At 73.6% G+C, this 16,060-nt stretch carries 14 protein-coding genes; 8 read left to right on the top strand and 6 right to left on the bottom strand.

All coding sequences use genetic code 11. The features are described from left to right. Window positions 1–20: 20 nt before the first annotated feature. Together LZG04_RS40255 and LZG04_RS40250 are read right to left on the bottom strand one after the other, a co-directional pair. Window positions 21–809 carry a hypothetical protein gene (locus LZG04_RS40255; RefSeq protein ID WP_233827222.1) on the bottom strand — a complete coding sequence of 263 codons (789 nt, stop codon included), beginning with the start codon at window positions 807–809 and terminating at the stop codon, window positions 21–23. Between the two features lie 190 nt (window positions 810–999). Continuing rightward, a complete protein-coding gene (locus tag LZG04_RS40250; RefSeq protein WP_233827221.1) occupies window positions 1,000–3,183 on the bottom strand; it encodes a hypothetical protein in 2,184 nt (727 codons plus the stop codon). Between the two features lie 131 nt (window positions 3,184–3,314). Between LZG04_RS40250 and LZG04_RS40245 the strand changes: the two genes are divergently transcribed. Then, complete coding sequence (locus LZG04_RS40245) at window positions 3,315–4,508, top strand: AI-2E family transporter (RefSeq protein ID WP_233827220.1); 1,194 nt, start codon at window positions 3,315–3,317, stop codon at window positions 4,506–4,508. Between the two features lie 3 nt (window positions 4,509–4,511). On the opposite strand, the gene LZG04_RS40240 is transcribed toward LZG04_RS40245, so the two are convergent. Then, a complete protein-coding gene (locus LZG04_RS40240) occupies window positions 4,512–5,708 on the bottom strand; it encodes a GGDEF domain-containing protein (protein ID WP_233827219.1) in 1,197 nt (398 codons plus the stop codon). Window positions 5,709–5,896: 188 nt separating this feature from the next. Between LZG04_RS40240 and macS the strand changes: the two genes are divergently transcribed. From macS to LZG04_RS40210, 6 genes are read left to right on the top strand one after another with little or no spacing between them, the layout of a single operon-like run. Next, window positions 5,897–7,039, top strand: coding sequence for a MacS family sensor histidine kinase (gene macS, locus LZG04_RS40235; protein WP_308199685.1), 1,143 nt, complete (start codon window positions 5,897–5,899; stop codon window positions 7,037–7,039). Then, window positions 7,036–7,686, top strand: a complete 651-nt coding sequence (locus LZG04_RS40230; protein ID WP_073897864.1) for a response regulator transcription factor — start codon at window positions 7,036–7,038, stop codon at window positions 7,684–7,686. The genes macS and LZG04_RS40230 overlap by 4 nt, the downstream gene beginning before the upstream one ends. 3 nt (window positions 7,687–7,689) lie before the next feature. Next, window positions 7,690–8,259, top strand: a complete 570-nt coding sequence (locus LZG04_RS40225) for a DUF1707 domain-containing protein (protein WP_233827217.1) — start codon at window positions 7,690–7,692, stop codon at window positions 8,257–8,259. Window positions 8,260–8,301: 42 nt separating this feature from the next. Next, complete coding sequence (locus tag LZG04_RS40220) at window positions 8,302–9,765, top strand: SDR family oxidoreductase (RefSeq protein WP_233827216.1); 1,464 nt, start codon at window positions 8,302–8,304, stop codon at window positions 9,763–9,765. A gap of 36 nt (window positions 9,766–9,801) precedes the next feature. Further along, window positions 9,802–10,836, top strand: a complete 1,035-nt coding sequence (gene tdh / locus LZG04_RS40215) for an L-threonine 3-dehydrogenase (RefSeq protein ID WP_233827215.1) — start codon at window positions 9,802–9,804, stop codon at window positions 10,834–10,836. Beyond that, on the top strand, window positions 10,836–12,014 hold the full coding sequence (locus LZG04_RS40210) for a glycine C-acetyltransferase (RefSeq protein WP_233827214.1): 1,179 nt from the start codon (window positions 10,836–10,838) through the stop codon (window positions 12,012–12,014). Before tdh ends, LZG04_RS40210 begins: the two co-directional genes overlap by 1 nt. On the opposite strand, the gene LZG04_RS40205 is transcribed toward LZG04_RS40210, so the two are convergent. Continuing rightward, a complete protein-coding gene (locus LZG04_RS40205) occupies window positions 11,989–12,198 on the bottom strand; it encodes a hypothetical protein (protein ID WP_233827213.1) in 210 nt (69 codons plus the stop codon). The genes LZG04_RS40210 and LZG04_RS40205 overlap by 26 nt on opposite strands. Window positions 12,199–12,249: 51 nt before the next feature. Here LZG04_RS40205 and LZG04_RS40200 point away from each other — a divergent pair, with 51 nt between their 5' ends. After that, entirely contained in the window at window positions 12,250–13,122 is an 873-nt protein-coding gene (locus tag LZG04_RS40200) for a LysR family transcriptional regulator (protein WP_233827212.1), read from the top strand. Here the strand turns inward: LZG04_RS40200 and ptsP are convergent. Further along, window positions 13,116–14,747 carry a phosphoenolpyruvate--protein phosphotransferase gene (gene ptsP, locus LZG04_RS40195; protein ID WP_233827211.1) on the bottom strand — a complete coding sequence of 544 codons (1,632 nt, stop codon included), beginning with the start codon at window positions 14,745–14,747 and terminating at the stop codon, window positions 13,116–13,118. The genes LZG04_RS40200 and ptsP overlap by 7 nt on opposite strands. A 108-nt stretch (window positions 14,748–14,855) precedes the next feature. Continuing rightward, the gene (locus LZG04_RS40190) at window positions 14,856–15,716 is read right to left on the bottom strand and encodes a ribokinase (RefSeq protein WP_233827210.1); all 861 of its coding nucleotides are present in this window, start codon (window positions 15,714–15,716) and stop codon (window positions 14,856–14,858) included. Window positions 15,717–16,060 lie beyond the last annotated feature (344 nt).

Below are 16,060 nucleotides of genomic sequence, written 5' to 3'. Positions count from 1 at the left end.
CCTCGGACCGCGCGCTGTGGTCAGTCGGGGGTGATGCCGGGCTGCTTGCCCGGCATCACGACGTTCCGCTCGGTGGCGGGGAACAGAGCCCGGGCCACCGCGGCGTCGATGTGGTCGGCGGAGACGACCGTGAACTGGCCGCTGCCGCCGTTGGCGGAACCGGAGCCGTCGCCACCGCAGGAGCAGTGGGCCGGCGCGCCGAGCGGCGCGAACGGCATCGACGGCGGTCCGGACGGGTCTCCCGGCAGGGAGGGCACCGCGTCGCCGGGCATCGTCACGACCTGGGGTCGCGGCGCGTCGAACCACGTCCGGCTGAGCTTGCCGAACACCCCGTGCACCACCGGGGTGCCGGCGGTGACCGGCACGGCGGCGGCGGCCGGGGTGGTCTCGGCGACGCCCTGCGCCACCGCACCGCCGACGACGTCGACGGCGGGCTCCAGCTCGGACGCGCGGGGCTGGAACCAGCCGCGCACGCCTCCGACGGCGTCGCGGATGTCCTCCGCGACCTGCCGCAGGCGCGGCGGGCTCGGCTCGGGCACCCGCGGGGTGCGCAGCGCCGTGTCGAGCTCTTGGACCGCCCGGCCCACCTCGCTCGCGCGGACCGGGGCCAACGCGGCCTCGACCCGGCTCTGCGCCCCGCTGGGCGACAACGACTCCTGCGCGACCTCGGCGACCTCGTCGACCGGGATCTGCGCGGACGCGGGCGCGGCCGACAGCACCCAGGCCGCGGCGGTGCCGGCCAGCGCGCCGCCGGCGACCAGCAGGGCGCGGGAGAGCAGCCGCCGAACGCGGCTCGCCCCCGTCCCCACTCGCTGGTCACCGCACGACATCGCTGGAACCTCCGCCGAAAGCACCTGGGATTCGCCGGCGAGGTGATCTGGGTGATCAAGCCGACGACGAGAGAGTGCCAGCCGCGAGGTGCCCGGCGCACTCCATCCACACCTGGTTCGCCGGATCGTGTGACGAACACTCTGTGTTTTCACCAGTGACGTTCAGTGATCAGACGCGCTTGAGCACCCGGGCCGCGCCGGCGGCGGCCGTGGACGCCAGGATCCAGCCGACCGCGATGAGCGTGCTGGAAATCCACTGCGAGGCACCGCTGAACTTCCACTTGCCGTCCTGGCCGAGGTCCACGATCGGGATCAGCAGGTCCATCGACAGCAGCCACGCGTTCCACGACGGCGACTCGTCGTCGTTGAGCTTGGGCATCTCGTGGCCCAGGAACCAGCCCGAGCCGAACAGCCAGAACGCGGCCAGCCAGGCGATCGCGAGCCACGGCCGGTAGCCGTAGCCGACCGTCCAGCGCTGGAGGAACCCCCAGACCCGGCCCGCGACGCCGAGCTCGGAGTAGCGCCGGTGCTGCTTCTCCAACTGCACGAGCTGCGCCAGCTCCTCCTCGCCGCCGTCGCGGTACACCGCGGCCAACTGCTCGTACGGCCCCGGCGCGAAGTCCGGCTGCACCTCGCGCAGCCAGCGCAGCCGGGTGCGCACGTCGACGTGCGGGGTGGAGGAGATCGAGCGGAACGTGAAGTCCTCCACGTCCACGCCGCCGGTCGCGGCCCACAGGCCCGGCCCGTCCAGCACGGTCGTCGCGCTCACCCGCGTCAGCACGACCCGGCCGACCGGGATCCGGTCCTCCGAGAGCCGCAGCACGAGCTGGCTCACCGTGAGGCCGTAGGCGTTCAGCGCGATGTCGCTGCCCGGACCGCCCAGCCGCGCACCCGCGAACGTGGCCATCTTGCCGACCTCGGCCAGCCGCAGCCGCACGCCGCCCGACGCGGTGAAGCCGTGGCTGCACAGGAAGTCCTTGCCGACGGTCGCCACGCGGGCGTCCAGCGACGGCTTCACCGTGCCGTCGGGGCGGCGGCGCGGCTGGAGCAAGGACGCGCCGGAGCAGTCGAGGGTGGAGCCGATCTCGGCGTTCTGCAGGCGCAGCGAGCCCAGGGCGCGCAGGTCGCGGAGGAACAGCGTGCCGCCGACGCGGAGCCGGTCGGCGAACAGCACATCGATGCCGGGACCGTGCAGCCGCACGCCGGAGAGCGACGCGCTGCCCCGCACGTGCGCGTCAACGAGCCGCACCTGGCCGTAGGCGCGCAGCGCCCCGTCGCGTTCGCCGTCGCCGCCGTTGACCGCGCCGCGCGCTTCGAGGTCGCCGCGCACCTGGATGCCGTCCGCGTGCAGCGCCACGGGGATGCGCTGGACGACCTCGCCGGTGTCGTCGGCAGGCTCCTCGACCGAGTCCCGGCGGCCGATCACCGCGCCGGACAGCCGCAGGTAGCCGCCGACCTCGGCGTTGGGCAGGCGGACCGTGCCGGAGGAGGTGAAGCCGTCGTCCAGCTCGACGTTGCCCTCAACCCTCATGCGGTCGGCGACGAGCGCGGCGGCCTCGTCGGCGGTGCCGCGCGGGATCACCAGGACCGGGCGGTCGACCACGCTGGCGTGCAGGCGCGCCCCGGAGAACACGACGCTGCCGCCGACCCGCGCGCCGTCGAGCAGGATGCGGCCCTCGGCGGTGAACCGGCCGCCCTCGGCGTCGCAGAACAACGTGCCCGCGATGGTGACGCCGGTGGCGTCGAGGGCGTTCTGGCCCGCGTTGAGCAGACGCGCGCCGCCCAGGTGCACGTTGCCGCCGACGTTCGCGCCGCGCAGCCGCACCTCGCCGCCCGCGCGCACCGCGATGGCCTGCAACGAGCCGGACAGGCGGATGCGGGCGGCGAGCAGGGCGTGGTCACCACCCCGGCTGCGCAGCACGGCCCCGGCCAGCCGGAACGTGCCGTCGACCGAGGCGTCGGTCAGGTCGACCACGCCGTCGCTGGTGAAGCCCGCCTCCAGCACCAGGTCGCTGCCCACGCGCAGGTTGCGGCCCCACAGCCCGGGCACCTTGCAGCCACGCATCCGCAGGCCGACCAGGCGGGCCATGCGCAGGTCCGGCGGCCGTTCGAAGGTGCAGTCCAGGAAGTCGACCACGTGGTCGACCCGCGCGCCTTCGAGCGCGAACGAGCCGACGACGTTCGCGCCGACCAGCCGCAGCGAGCCGGTCCGCCCGCCCGAGGTGAGCAGCTCCGACAGCACCTCGCCGCGGACCGTGCGCTCCCGTTGGGGCTTCTTCGGGTCGAACCGCAGCGGGCGTCCGGCGGCGAACGCGGCGCGGACGGCGTCCTCGACGGTCTGCTCGGCAGTCACGCCCGCGATCCGATCACCCGCCGGTCCCGTCGCGCGGGCGTTTGACCGAATCCGAAACGTGGGGTCCGCCATGCCGCCGGCGGTGCCCGACCGACCCGCCGGCGGGCCCGCGGCCGACTAGCGTGGTGCGCGTGACGGGGACGGAACGGAAGATCACCGACAACGTGCCGGCGCTGCTGCGCGTGTCCGCGGCGCTGAGCTGGCGGTTCGTCGCCGTGGTGGCGGCCCTCTACGTGGTGTTCCACGTGGTGGGGTTCCTGGCCACCATCGTCATCCCCGTGGGGGTGGCGCTGCTGCTGGCCGCGCTGCTGTCGCCCGCGGTGTCGCAGCTGGCCCGGGCGGGCATCCCGCGCGGGCTGTCCACGGGCGTGGTCCTGGTCGGGGGCATCGCGCTGGTCGGCGGCGTGCTGACGTTCGTGATCAACGAGTTCTCCAAGGGCCTGCCGCAGCTCCAGGTGCAGGTGGGCAAGAGCCTCGAGCAGATCCGCGACTGGCTGCGCGACGGGCCGCTGCACCTCAGCGACGTCCAGCTCCAGGAGTACCTGGACGAGATGGTGAAGACCATCCAGGACAACCAGGCCGACATCACCTCGGGCGCGCTGACCACCGCGGCGACCCTGGGCGAGATCCTGACCGGTCTCATCCTGGCGCTGTTCACGCTCATCTTCTTCCTGCACGACGGCGACGGGATCTGGCGGTTCCTGGTCCGGATCGTGCCGCGCGACGTGCGCGACCGGGCCGACGTGGCGGGGCGGCGCGGTTTCGCCTCGCTGGTGTCCTACGTGCGGGCGACCGCCCTGGTGGCCGTGGTGGACGCGGTCGGCGTGGGCATCGGCCTGTGGATCGTGGACGTGCCGCTGGTGGTGCCGCTGTCGGCGCTGGTGTTCCTCGGCGCGTTCATCCCGATCGTGGGCGCGGTGATCACCGGCGCGGTCGCGGTGCTGGTGGCGCTGGTGGCGGTGAGCCCGGTGGCGGCCCTGGTCGTCCTGGCCATCCTGATCGGCGTGATGCAGCTGGAGAGCCACGTGCTCCAGCCGCTGCTGCTGGGCCGCGCGGTGAAGCTGCACCCGCTGGCCGTGGTGCTGGCGATCACCACCGGTCTGGTGGTGAGCGGCATCGCCGGCGCGCTGCTGGCCGTGCCGCTGCTCGCGGTGCTGAACTCGGGGATCAGGTCGTTGCTGTCGGAGTCGGACCGCGACGTCGCGCCGCGCCAGGTCGACGTGCTCGAACCCCAGGAGAGCGGACCCGTGGACACCGGCGGGGACCGGGTGCAGGACATCGACGACACCGAAGGGCCGACCGCCGAGCACAGCGGCAGGAAGTAGCGGTCAGGCCATCTCGACCAGGTTGCGGCCGTAGCCCTTGGCCGCGAGCAGGGCGGCGTCGGCGGCCACCAGCAGGTCCGGCAGCTCGTAGCCGAACCGCTGGGTGGTCGCCACGCCGATGCTCACGGTCAGGCCGGTGAGCAGGTGCTCGCGGCCGTCCGTGCCGACGGTGGGCACGGCGAGTTCGGCGACGGCGTGCCGCACGCGTTGCGCCACGTTGCGGGCGACGGCCGGTTCGGCGTCGGGCAGCAGCACCACGAACTCCTCGCCGCCGAAGCGGCCGACCAGGTCGCCGCGCCGGACCGTGCCGCTGAGCAGCAGCGCGACCGCGCTGAGCGCCGAGTCGCCCGCCAGGTGGCCGACCTCGTCGTTGACCCGCTTGAAGTGGTCCAGGTCGAGCAGCATCACGGCCATGGGCCGGTCGCGCGCCCGTGCCTTGGCCAGCTCGTAGCGGGCGCGGCTGTCCCAGTGCACGGCGTTGGCCAGGCCGGTCTTGGCGTCGCGCTGGGCCGAACGCCGCCACTGCGGCAGCTGCGCGGCCCGTTCCAGCAGGGCCAGGGGCGGTCCGGCCATCAGCGCGTGCACGGGGGTGGTCGCGGCGACGAAGCCCATCAGGCCGCCGATGCTCACCGCGACGATGCCCAGCACCACGTCGATCGGCTCGCCGATGACGTCCTCGCCCTTGGCCCGCGGGCTGCGCAGCTTCAGACCCAGCGCGATCAGGCCGGCCCGCAGCACCAGCAGCACGGTCGCGCCGAGCACCATGACGCCCAGGTCGGTGTTCGGCTCGGCCCAGCCGATGGCGCACCGGGTGGTGAACACGGCCAGCGTGGTCGCGGCCAGGGTGAACACCCAGCGGTGCGACTCCGGGCGCTGGGTCAGCACGCCGTGCAGCGCGGGGCCGAACAGCAGCAGCACGAGCAGGTTGCACGGCAGGGCGACCAGGCCCGCGGTGAGGTAGCACAGGTGGGCGGCCCACGGGTTGCGGGCGGCCTCACCGACCCGGTGGCTGTGGATCGAGCTGCCGATGATCACCGCGCCCGCGGTGCCCGCGATGGCCGCGAACCGGCCGATCTGACCCGGGGTGGGCTGCGGCGACGTCACGATGGCGTACACGACGACCGCCAGCGCCAGCGCGTCCACGAGCAGCCAGTAGGCCAGCGCGGAGCGCTTGAGCGTCCACAATGGCCAGTGGCGCACGCCAGGCCCTCCCTCGCCACAGCGGTCCACGGGCGTGATCTTCACCTGCGGAGGAAATCAGACTCCACGAGATCACGCTCGGTGACTCCCGTCAGCCTTCCACAGGTGTCGGTATCGGAACAGACGGCCACCTGGGGGTTAGCTGGGCCACTCCGACACGGCAAGATTGGGGGCGAAGGGAGCACACCGTGCACACGAAGCCACCCGACCAGGGGACAACCGCCCTGGAGGACCCCGTCGCGCACCTCTGGCGGGGAACGGTAGCGCTACGCATCGTGACGTTCCTGTTCGCTCTCGGCAACGCGATCGACCAGCACGACGAGTACGAGCGCCCGTGGCTGGCGTGGGCGACGGTCGCGGCGATGGCCCTGTGGTCGGTGTTCACCGTGCAGGCCTACAGCCGGGAGCACGGCCGCCGCCCGTGGGTCGTGGTGGCCGACGTGGCGATCACCTGCGGCCTGATGTCGCTCTCGCCGCTGATCATGACCGACGCCCAGTTCCTGTTCAACGTCCCGCTGATCACCACGATCTGGGCGGCGTGCCCGCCGGTGGCGGCGGGCGCGCTCGGCGGTCAGGTCGCGGGCGCGCTGTCGGGGTTCGTGGTCGGGTTGAGCACCTACCTCAACCGGGGCGCGCTCAGCGTCGACCTGGTGCGCGACGTGGTCCTGCTGGCCGGCGCCGGGTTCGTGGTGGGCATGGCGTCGTCCACGGCGCGCCGCTCGGCGGTGCGGCTGGCGCAGGCGTTGCGGACCGAGGCGGCCACGGCCGAGCGCGAGCGGCTGGCGCGGTCCATCCACGACGGCGTGCTCCAGGTGCTGGCCCGCGTGCGCAAGCGCGGCACGGAGCTCGGCGGCGAGGCGGCGGAGCTGGCGGAGCTGGCCGGTGAGCAGGAGGTCGCGTTGCGGTCGCTGGTGGCGGCCGCGCCGACGGAGTCCACCGTGGACGGTGACGCGGACCTGCGGCCGGCGCTGCAACTGCTGGCCACGTCCCGGTTCCAGGTGTCCACGCCGGCCACTCAGGTGATGCTGCCGGCCGGCACGGCGTTCGAGCTGACCGCCGTGGTGCGCGAGGCGCTGTCCAACGTGGACAAGCACGCGGGCCCGGACGCGCGGGCGTGGGTGCTGCTGGAGGACCTCGGCGACGAGGTCGTGATCAGCGTGCGCGACGACGGCCCCGGCATCCCCGAGGGCCGGTTGGCCTCCGCCGAGGCGGAGGGGCGGATGGGCGTCGCCCAGTCGATCCGGGGCCGGGTCGAGGCCCTGCGTGGCACCCTTGAGCTGCAGACGGGGCCGGGGGAGGGCACCGAATGGGAGGTGCGGGTCTACAGATGAGCGTGTCCGTGATGGTGGTGGACGACCACCCGCTGTGGCGCGACGGCGTCGCGCGCGACCTGTCCGAGCGCGGCTTCGAGGTGGTCGCGACGGCCGGTGACGCCGCGTCGGCGGTGCGGATCGCCCGCGCGGTGCGGCCCGACGTGGTGCTGATGGACCTCAACCTCGGCGAGACGACGGGGGTCGAGGCGACGACGATGATCACCGGCTCGCTGGAGGGCACCAGGGTGCTGGTGCTGTCCGCGAGCGGCGAGCACAGCGACGTGCTGGAGGCGGTGAAGGCGGGCGCCTCGGGCTACCTGGTCAAGTCGGCGTCGGCCGAGGAGCTGGTGGAGGCGGTGAACCGGACCGCGGCGGGCGACGCGGTGTTCACTGCGGGCCTGGCGGGCCTGGTGCTGGGCGAGTACCGGCGGATGGCCGCCACGCCGGACGACGACAAGCCGCAGCTCACCGAGCGGGAGACCGAGGTGCTGCGGCTGGTGGCCAAGGGGCTGACCGCGCGGCAGATCGCGAACCGGCTGGTCATCTCGCACCGCACGGTGGAGAACCACGTGCAGTCCACCCTGCGCAAGCTGCAACTGCACAACCGCGTCGAGCTGGCGCGGTACGCGATCGAGCACGGGCTCGACGTCGAACCGGAGGGCTGAGTTATGACCGACCCGAGGGACTTCCGGGTGTCCGACGCCGAACGCGAGCACGTCGTCGGCCTGTTGCAGAAGGCGATCGGCCGCGGGCTGATCACGCTGGACGAGTTCACCGAGCGCACCGACACCGCGCTGGCCGCCCGCACCCGCGGCGAGCTCAACGCGGTGCTGCTGGACCTGCCGGGCATGGTGCACAACGAGCAGGTGCTCGCCCTGCCCGCGGACCGGCAGGAGCTCAAGGCCACCATGTCCACGGTCAACCGCAAGGGCAACTGGTCGGTGCCGCGGCAGCTCGTCGTGCGCAGCCGGATGGGGTCGACGGACCTGGACTTCCGCGAGGCGTCCATCCCGCACGCGGTGGTGGACATCGAGCTGGACGTGACCGCCGGGTCGGTGAAGCTGGTGCTGCCGGAGGGGGCGACGGTCAACGCCGACGGCGTCGAGCTGGCCGCGAGCAACCTCAAGGACAAGGTGGGCTCGGGCGTGAACGGCCGGCCGCACTTCGTGGTGCACGGGCACGTGCGCGCGGGCAACGTGGAGATCAAGAAGAAGACCCGCTGGTTCCGGCACGCGTGACGCCGTCGTGCGCACCGGCCCGCGCCCGGTGAGGATCGAGGCGTGCACTGCCTCGTCACCGGCGCGACCGGCTACCTCGGCGGACGGCTCGTGCCCCGGCTGCTCGCCGCGGGCCACCGGGTCCGGTGCCTCGTGCGCGACCCGCGCAAGCTGCGGGACGTGCCGTGGGCCGGGCGGGTGGAGGTCGTGCGCGGCGACGTGCTCGACCCGGCTTCGCTGGTCGCGGCGATGCGCGAGGTCGACGTGGTGCACTACCTCGTCCACTCGTTGAGCGACCCCGGCTTCGCCGACGCGGACCGGCGCGCGGCGGAGAACACCGCCCGGGCGGCGGCGGGCGCGGGCGTGCGGCGGATCGTCTACCTGGGCGGGCTGCACCCGCCGGGGGTGGCGCTGTCACCGCACCTGGCCTCGCGCGCGGAGGTCGGGGACGTGTTCCTGCGCGGCCCGGTGCCCGCGGTGGTGCTCCAGGCGGCGGTGGTCATCGGGTCCGGGTCGGCGAGCTTCGAGATGCTGCGCTACCTCACCGAGCGGCTGCCGGTCATGGTGACGCCGCGCTGGGTGCGCAACCGGGTCCAGCCGATCGCGGTGCGGGACGTGCTGCGGTACCTGGTCGACGTCGTGGGGCTGCCGGCGGAGGTGAACCGGTCGTTCGACATCGGCGGCCCGGACGTGCTCACCTACCTGGAGATGATGCTGCGCTACGCGCGGGTGGCCGGGCTGCGGCGCCGGCGCGTCCTGCCGGTGCCCGTGCTCACGCCGCGCCTGTCCGCGCACTGGGTCAACCTGGTCACGCCGGTGCCGCGCTCGATCGCGTCGCCGTTGATCGAGTCGCTGGTGCACGAGGTGGTGTGCCGGGAGCACGACATCGAGACCCTCCTGCCGGGGGAGAACCTCGGTTACGACCGCGCGGTGGCCCTGGCGCTGGCGAGGGTGCGTGACGCGGACGTGGAGACCCGCTGGTCGGGCGCGTCGGTGCCGGGCGCGCCCGCCGACCCGTTGCCCACCGACCCCGACTGGTCCGGCGGCTCCTCGTACGTCGACGTGCGGGAACGGCGGACCGCCGCGTCACCGGACCGGCTGTGGCAGGTCGTGGAGGGCATCGGCGGCGAGCACGGCTGGTACTCGTTCCCGCTCGCCTGGGCGGTGCGCGGGTGGCTGGACCGGCTGGTCGGCGGGGTGGGCCTGCGGCGCGGGCGGCGTGACCCGAGGCGGTTGCACGTGGGCGAAGCGCTGGACTTCTGGCGGGTCGAGGAGCTCGACCGGGGCCGGCTGCTGCGGCTGCGCGCGGAGATGCGGGTGCCCGGTTTGGCCTGGTTGGAGCTGCGGGTGGCGGCGGCCGAGGGCGGCGGGTCGACCTACCGGCAACGGGCGGTGTTCGTGCCGCGCGGGTTGGCCGGGCACGTGTACTGGTGGCTGGTGTGGCCGTTCCACGGGATCGTGTTCGGCGGCATGGCGCGCAACATCGCCTATGAAGCTGAACTTACGAGTGAATTCAGAAAGTCCTGATGGACTGCACAAAGGGGCGGGGGCACACTCGCCCGCATGAAGGCACTGGTCAAGGCGACCGCCGGGCCGGGGCTGTCGTTGACCGACGTCCCGGACCCCACCCCCGGCCCCGGTGACGTCGTGGTCCGCGTGCTGCGGACCGGCATCTGCGGCACGGACCTGCACATCGACTCGTGGGACGAGTGGGCCGCGCACAACATCCACGCCCCGCTCGTGCTCGGGCACGAGTTCGTCGGCGAGGTGGTCGAGACCGGGCCCGCGGTGACCGGCGTGAAGGTCGGCGACCTGGTCAGCGGCGAGGGCCACCTGGTGTGCGGCTCGTGCCGCAACTGCAAGGCGGGCCGGCGGCACCTGTGCGCCCACACGCGCGGCCTGGGCGTGCACAGCGACGGCGCGTTCGCGCAGTACGTGGTGCTGCCCGAGGAGAACGCCTGGGTGCACCGCGCGCCCGTCGACCTGGACGTGGCGGCGATCTTCGACCCCTTCGGCAACGCCGTGCACACCGCGCTGTCGTTCCCGGTCATCGGCGAGGACGTGCTGATCACGGGCGCGGGCCCGATCGGGATCATGGCGGCGGCCGTGGCCAAGCACGCGGGCGCGCGCAACGTCGTGATCACCGACGTCAGCGAGCACCGGCTGGAGCTGGCCCGCCGGGTGGGCGTGGACCTCGCGCTCGACGTCACCGAGCGCACGATCGCCGAGGCGCAGGCCGAGCTGGGCATGACCGAGGGCTTCGACGTCGGCATGGAGATGTCCGGCAAGCCGGTCGCGTTGCAGGAGATGATCGGCAACATGGCCCACGGCGGCCGGATCGCCATGCTCGGGCTGCCCGCCGAGCAGTTCGCGGTCGACTGGAGCAGCGTGGTGCTGAAGATGCTCCACATCAAGGGCATCTACGGGCGGGAGATGTTCGAGACCTGGTACTCGATGTCCGTGCTGCTGCAACGCGGCCTCGACCTGACGCCGGTGATCACGCACCGGTTCGACTACACGGCGTTCGACGAGGCGTTCGCGACGGCGCGCGAGGGCAAGTGCGGCAAGGTCATCCTCGACTGGACGGGAGCTCACTGATGTACGGCGCGATGCGCGAGGACCTGCGGGCCGGGCTGGACGAGATCCGCGAGGCCGGGCTCTACAAGGCGGAACGGGTGATCGGCACGCCGCAGAGCGCCGCGGTCCGGGTCGGGTCCGGCGCCGAGGTGCTGAACTTCTGCGCCAACAACTACCTGGGCCTGGCCGACCACCCGAAGCTGGTCCAGGCCGCGCACGAGGCGTTGGACCGGTGGGGCTTCGGCATGGCGTCGGTGCGGTTCATCTGCGGTACGCAGGAACCGCACAAGGAGCTGGAACGGCGGCTCTCGGAGTTCCTGGGCACCGACGACACGATCCTGTACAGCTCGTGCTTCGACGCCAACGGCGGCCTGTTCGAGACGCTGCTGGGCGCGCAGGACGCGATCATCTCCGACGAGCTGAACCACGCGTCGATCATCGACGGGGTGCGGCTGTCGAAGGCTCGCCGCCACCGCTACCGCAACCGGGACATGGACGACCTGGAACGGCAGCTCAAGGACACCGCCGACGCCCGCTACCGGCTCATCGCCACCGACGGCGTGTTCTCCATGGACGGCTACCTCGCGCCGCTGGACGACATCTGCGACCTGGCCGAGCGGTACGACGCGCTGGTCATGGTGGACGACTCGCACGCGGTGGGCTTCACCGGGCCGAACGGTCGCGGCACGCCCGAGCTGTTCGGCGTGCGGGACCGGGTGGACATCGTCACCGGCACGCTGGGCAAGGCGCTGGGCGGCGCGTCCGGCGGCTACACCTCCGGGCGGGCGGAGATCGTGGAGATGCTGCGGCAGCGGTCGCGGCCGTACCTGTTCTCCAACTCCCTGGCCCCGTCGATCACCGCGGCCGCGATCGCCGCGCTGGACCTGCTCAGCTCGTCCGGCGAGCTGCTGACCAGGCTGCGCGAGAACACCGCGCTGTTCCGCTCCCGGATGACCGAGGCGGGCTTCGACCTGCTGCCGGGGGAGCACCCGATCATCCCGGTGATGATCGGCGACGCGGCGCGCGCGTCCCGCATGGCCGACCTGCTGCTGGAGCAGGGCATCTACGTGATCGGCTTCTCGTACCCGGTCGTGCCGCACGGCAAGGCGCGCATCCGCACGCAGATGTCGGCGGCCCACTCGACCGACGACGTCAACCGCGCGGTGGACGCGTTCATCGCCGCCCGCGACCGGATGTGAGCTGGCGCTTGCGCATCCCGACGAGCACCGGCAGGACGGCGGGCACGAGGAGCGACAGCGCCACCACCGTGCCGTTCACCGCGAACCCGCCCGCCCGGGCACTGGGCACGACGAAGCCGAACACGACCAGGACGAGCAGGCCGAGTCCCGCGATGACCAGGCCGGGGACGCCGTCGGAACGCATGCCACTCGGTACCCCACCGGTGCCTGCCGCGCACCCGGGCGGTGGGTCGGGGTGATCGACCCCCGCCGGCTGCGGGTGCTGCGCGCGCTGGCCGACCACGGCACCGTCACGGCGGCGGCCCGGGCGCTGCACCTGACGCCGTCCGCGGTGTCGCAGCAACTCGCCGCCCTGGAGTCGGAGGTGGGCCACGAGCTGCTGCGGCGGCGCGGCCGGCGGGTGTCGTTGACCGCGGCGGGCGAGCTGCTGGTCCGGCACGCCAACGCGGTGGCCGCCGAGCTGGAGCGGGCGCAGGCGACGCTGGCGGCGTTCACCTCGGGCACCACCGGTCGGGTCGAGGTCGGCAGCTTCGCCTCCGCGATCACGCAGGTCGTCGCGCCCGCGCTGGCCGCGCTGCGGGTGTCCGCGCCGGACGTGACGCTGCGGGTGCGCGACGTGGAGGGGCACGCCAGCGTGCCGTTGCTGCTCGACGGCGAGATCGACCTGGCGATCACCGAGGAGTACCGGCTGCGCACCGACGACCGCCGGCTGACCCGGTTCCCGCTCTACACCGAGCCGTTCGACGTGGTGCTGCCGCCGGAGCACCCGTTGGCCGGTCGGGCGGAGGTCGACCTGGCCGACCTGGCGGACGACGACTGGGTCGTGACGCTGCCGGGCAACCCGGTGCGCGACGTCGTGCAACTGGCCTGCGAGCACGCCGGCTTCGCGCCGCGGATCACGCACACGTCCGACGACTTCCGGGCCATCGGCGCTCTGGTGCGGGCGGGCGCGGGCGTGGCCCTGGTGCCGCGCAACGCCGTGCGCGGTGTGCCGGTCCGCGGCACGGCCCCGTTGCGACGCGTGGTCGCGGCGGTCCGCCGGGGCAGCGAGGACCACCCCCTGATCGAGCTGGTGCGCGACGCCTTGCTGGACGCCGTCGGTCAGTGAGGGGCGCGGGCCGCGAGCTTCGCCGCCGCCGGGTCCGCCGCCGCCACCGCGCCCCGGGCCGCCAGTTGGCACAGGTCGAAGCTGGTCGAGGCGAGCTTCGCGCCGACACCCGCCAACGCCGTGTGGTTCATCGACAGGCTCGTCACACCCAACCCGGTCAGCACGCACGCCAGCAGCGGGTCGGCGGCGGCCTCACCGCACACGCCCACCGGCTTGCCCGCGGCCGTGCCCGCGTCACCGATTAGCTTGATCAGCCGCAGCAGCGCGGGCTGCCACGGGTCGTTGAGCGCGGCCACCGCCCCGACCTGCCGGTCCGCCGCGAACACGTACTGGGCCAGGTCGTTGGTGCCGATGGAGACGAAGTCGACCACGGCCAGCACCTCGGCCGCGGCCAGGGCCGCCGCCGGGATCTCGATCATCACACCCGCCCGCCGGATGCCGGCCGCCCGCGCCCGTTCCACGAACCACGCGGCCTCGGCGGCGGTGGCCACCATCGGCGCCATCACCGACACCTCGGCGTCGGTGTCCGCGGCGGCCAGGGCGATCGCTTCGAGCTGGCGTTCCAGCACCTCGGGCCGGTCGAAGGCGACCCGCAGGCCGCGCACGCCCAGCGCCGGGTTCGGCTCGGGCTCGGGCGCGAGGAACGGCAACGGCTTGTCCGCACCCGCGTCCAACGTGCGGACCACCACGGGCTTGCCCGCGAACGGCGCGAGCACCGCCGCGTAAGCCTCCCGCTGCTCCGCCACGGACGGCTCGCTCCCGGCCGACAGGAAGCAGAACTCGGTGCGGAACAACCCGACGCCCTCCGCCCCAGCGGCCGCCGCCGCGACCGCGTCGGCGGGCGACCCGACGTTGCCGAGCACCTTCACCCGGTACCCGTCCCGCAACACGCCGACCCCGTTCCACTCCACCCGCCCTGCCACGTGCGCCGCGCGCACGGTGCCGTCGGAGGCTTCCACCACGCCGGTGTCACCGTCCACGAGCAGGGCGGCCACGTCGAGGTCGAGGACGCCCCGGCACGCCACCACGGCGGGGATGCCGAGCGACCGGGCCAGGATCGCGGTGTGCGAGGTGGGCCCACCCTCCTCGGTGACCAGCGCCAACACCTTGGCGGGGTCGAGCCCCGCGGTGTCGGCCGGCGCGAGGTCGCGCGCCACGAGCACGGCCGGCGACGCCAACGACGGCACACCGGGCGCGGGCACCCCGAGCAGCTCGGCGACCAACCGATCACGGACGTCCCGCACGTCCCGCGCCCGTTCGGCCATGTACCCACCAGCCGCTTCCAGCGCGGTGATGAACCCCGCCGCCGCCTGGTGCACCGCCCGCGCCGCCGGCAACCCCTCGGCCGCCACCAACTTCTCCGCCTGGGACAACAACGCCGGGTCCGCCGCCATCGCCGCCGTCGTCTCCAACACGTCCTTCGCATCCCCGCCGGCCGCCGCCGCGCGCTCCTGCAACCGGCCGACCACGACCTCCGCCGCCGGCCTGATGCGCGCCGCCTCGGCCGCGGGATCCGTCGGCGCGGGTCCGACGGGCGGCTCCCCCAGGGCCTCGGCCACCCGGACCACCGGCCCGGAAGCCCGCCCGGAACTGACCCCGACACCACTCAGCCGCGCACTCGACATGGTCTAGACCATACCCTCAGTTCGACGGGACGTGGAAGCCAAGCCAACGCCACCGGCCAACTTCGCGCCACCCCGACCGCACGTGCCAAGGGGGCGCCTCCACCGCTCCTACTCCGCCCGCACCCGGTCCAGCGTCGGGTAGGAGGGCTGCGCCCCCGCCGACGTCACCGACAACGCGGCCACCCGAGCGGCGAACCGGGCAGCGTCGACCAACGACGAGCCGCCCGCCAACCCGACCGCCAACGCACCGGCGAACGCGTCCCCAGCACCCGTCGTGTCCACGACGGACACCTCCGGCGCACCGACCTCCACCACACCGCCCGGCGTGACCACGGCCGCCCCGCGCGCCCCCAACGTGACCACCGCCGACTTCGGGCCCAACGCCAGCAGCCCGTCGAACGACGGGGCCAGCGACGCCGCCTCGTGCTCGTTCACGATCAACGGGTCCAGCGACGCCAGCGTCGGCGCGGGCACCTCCACCACCGGCGACAGGTTCAGCACCGGCCGCACCCCGCGCGCCGCCGCCGTCCGCACCGCGTGCACCACCGTCGGCACCGGCACCTCCAGCGAGCAGACCAGCACCGAGACGCCGTCCCACCGCACCGCGTCCACATCGGACGCGCCCAGGTCCGAGTTGGCTCCGGGTGACACGACGATCGAGTTCTCGCCGTCCGGCGTCACGGTGATGTACGCCAAGCCCGTGGGCCGCGCCGACGTGCGGACGAAGTCGGTGCGCACACCCGACGACGTCAACGAGCCGCGCAGCAGCTCCCCGTACTCGTCACCGCCCACCGCCCCGACGAACGCCACCTCGGCCCCGAGCCGGGCGGCGGCGACGGCGGTGTTCGCGCCCTTGCCGCCGGGCAGGACGTCGACGTCCCCTCCGAGGACCGTCTCACCGCCGGCGGGACGGCGAGGCACCGCCACGACGAGGTCCGCGTTGGCCGAACCGAGCACCAGAACAGTCACGGTGGAACTCTGCCAGGTCCGGGCGGGACCGGGATGAGTAGTGGTACGGATGCCGGATACACCGATCCGGGGCGACCCTTGTCACATGACCGGTACCGGGCAGGATCCCCTGACAAGGCTCGCAGACGAACTCGGGCACCTGGGCCGCCGCTTGGAGCAGGTGGGCCGGGAACTCGCGCTGTCAGCACAGTCCGCGCCCGGCACCGCGACCGCCGGTGAACCGAGCGCACGCACCCCGGCACCGCAGTCACAACAGCCCTCCACCCCGCACCCCCCGCTGCCCTCCCACCCCTCACCTCCCATCACCCCACCCCGAATCACCCCACCTCCGATCACCCCTCCCC

Origin of the sequence: Saccharothrix sp. S26 (assembly GCF_021390395.1) — a bacterium.
Lineage (GTDB): Bacteria > Actinomycetota > Actinomycetes > Mycobacteriales > Pseudonocardiaceae > Actinosynnema.
This window is presented reverse-complemented; position numbering and strand designations above follow the sequence as displayed.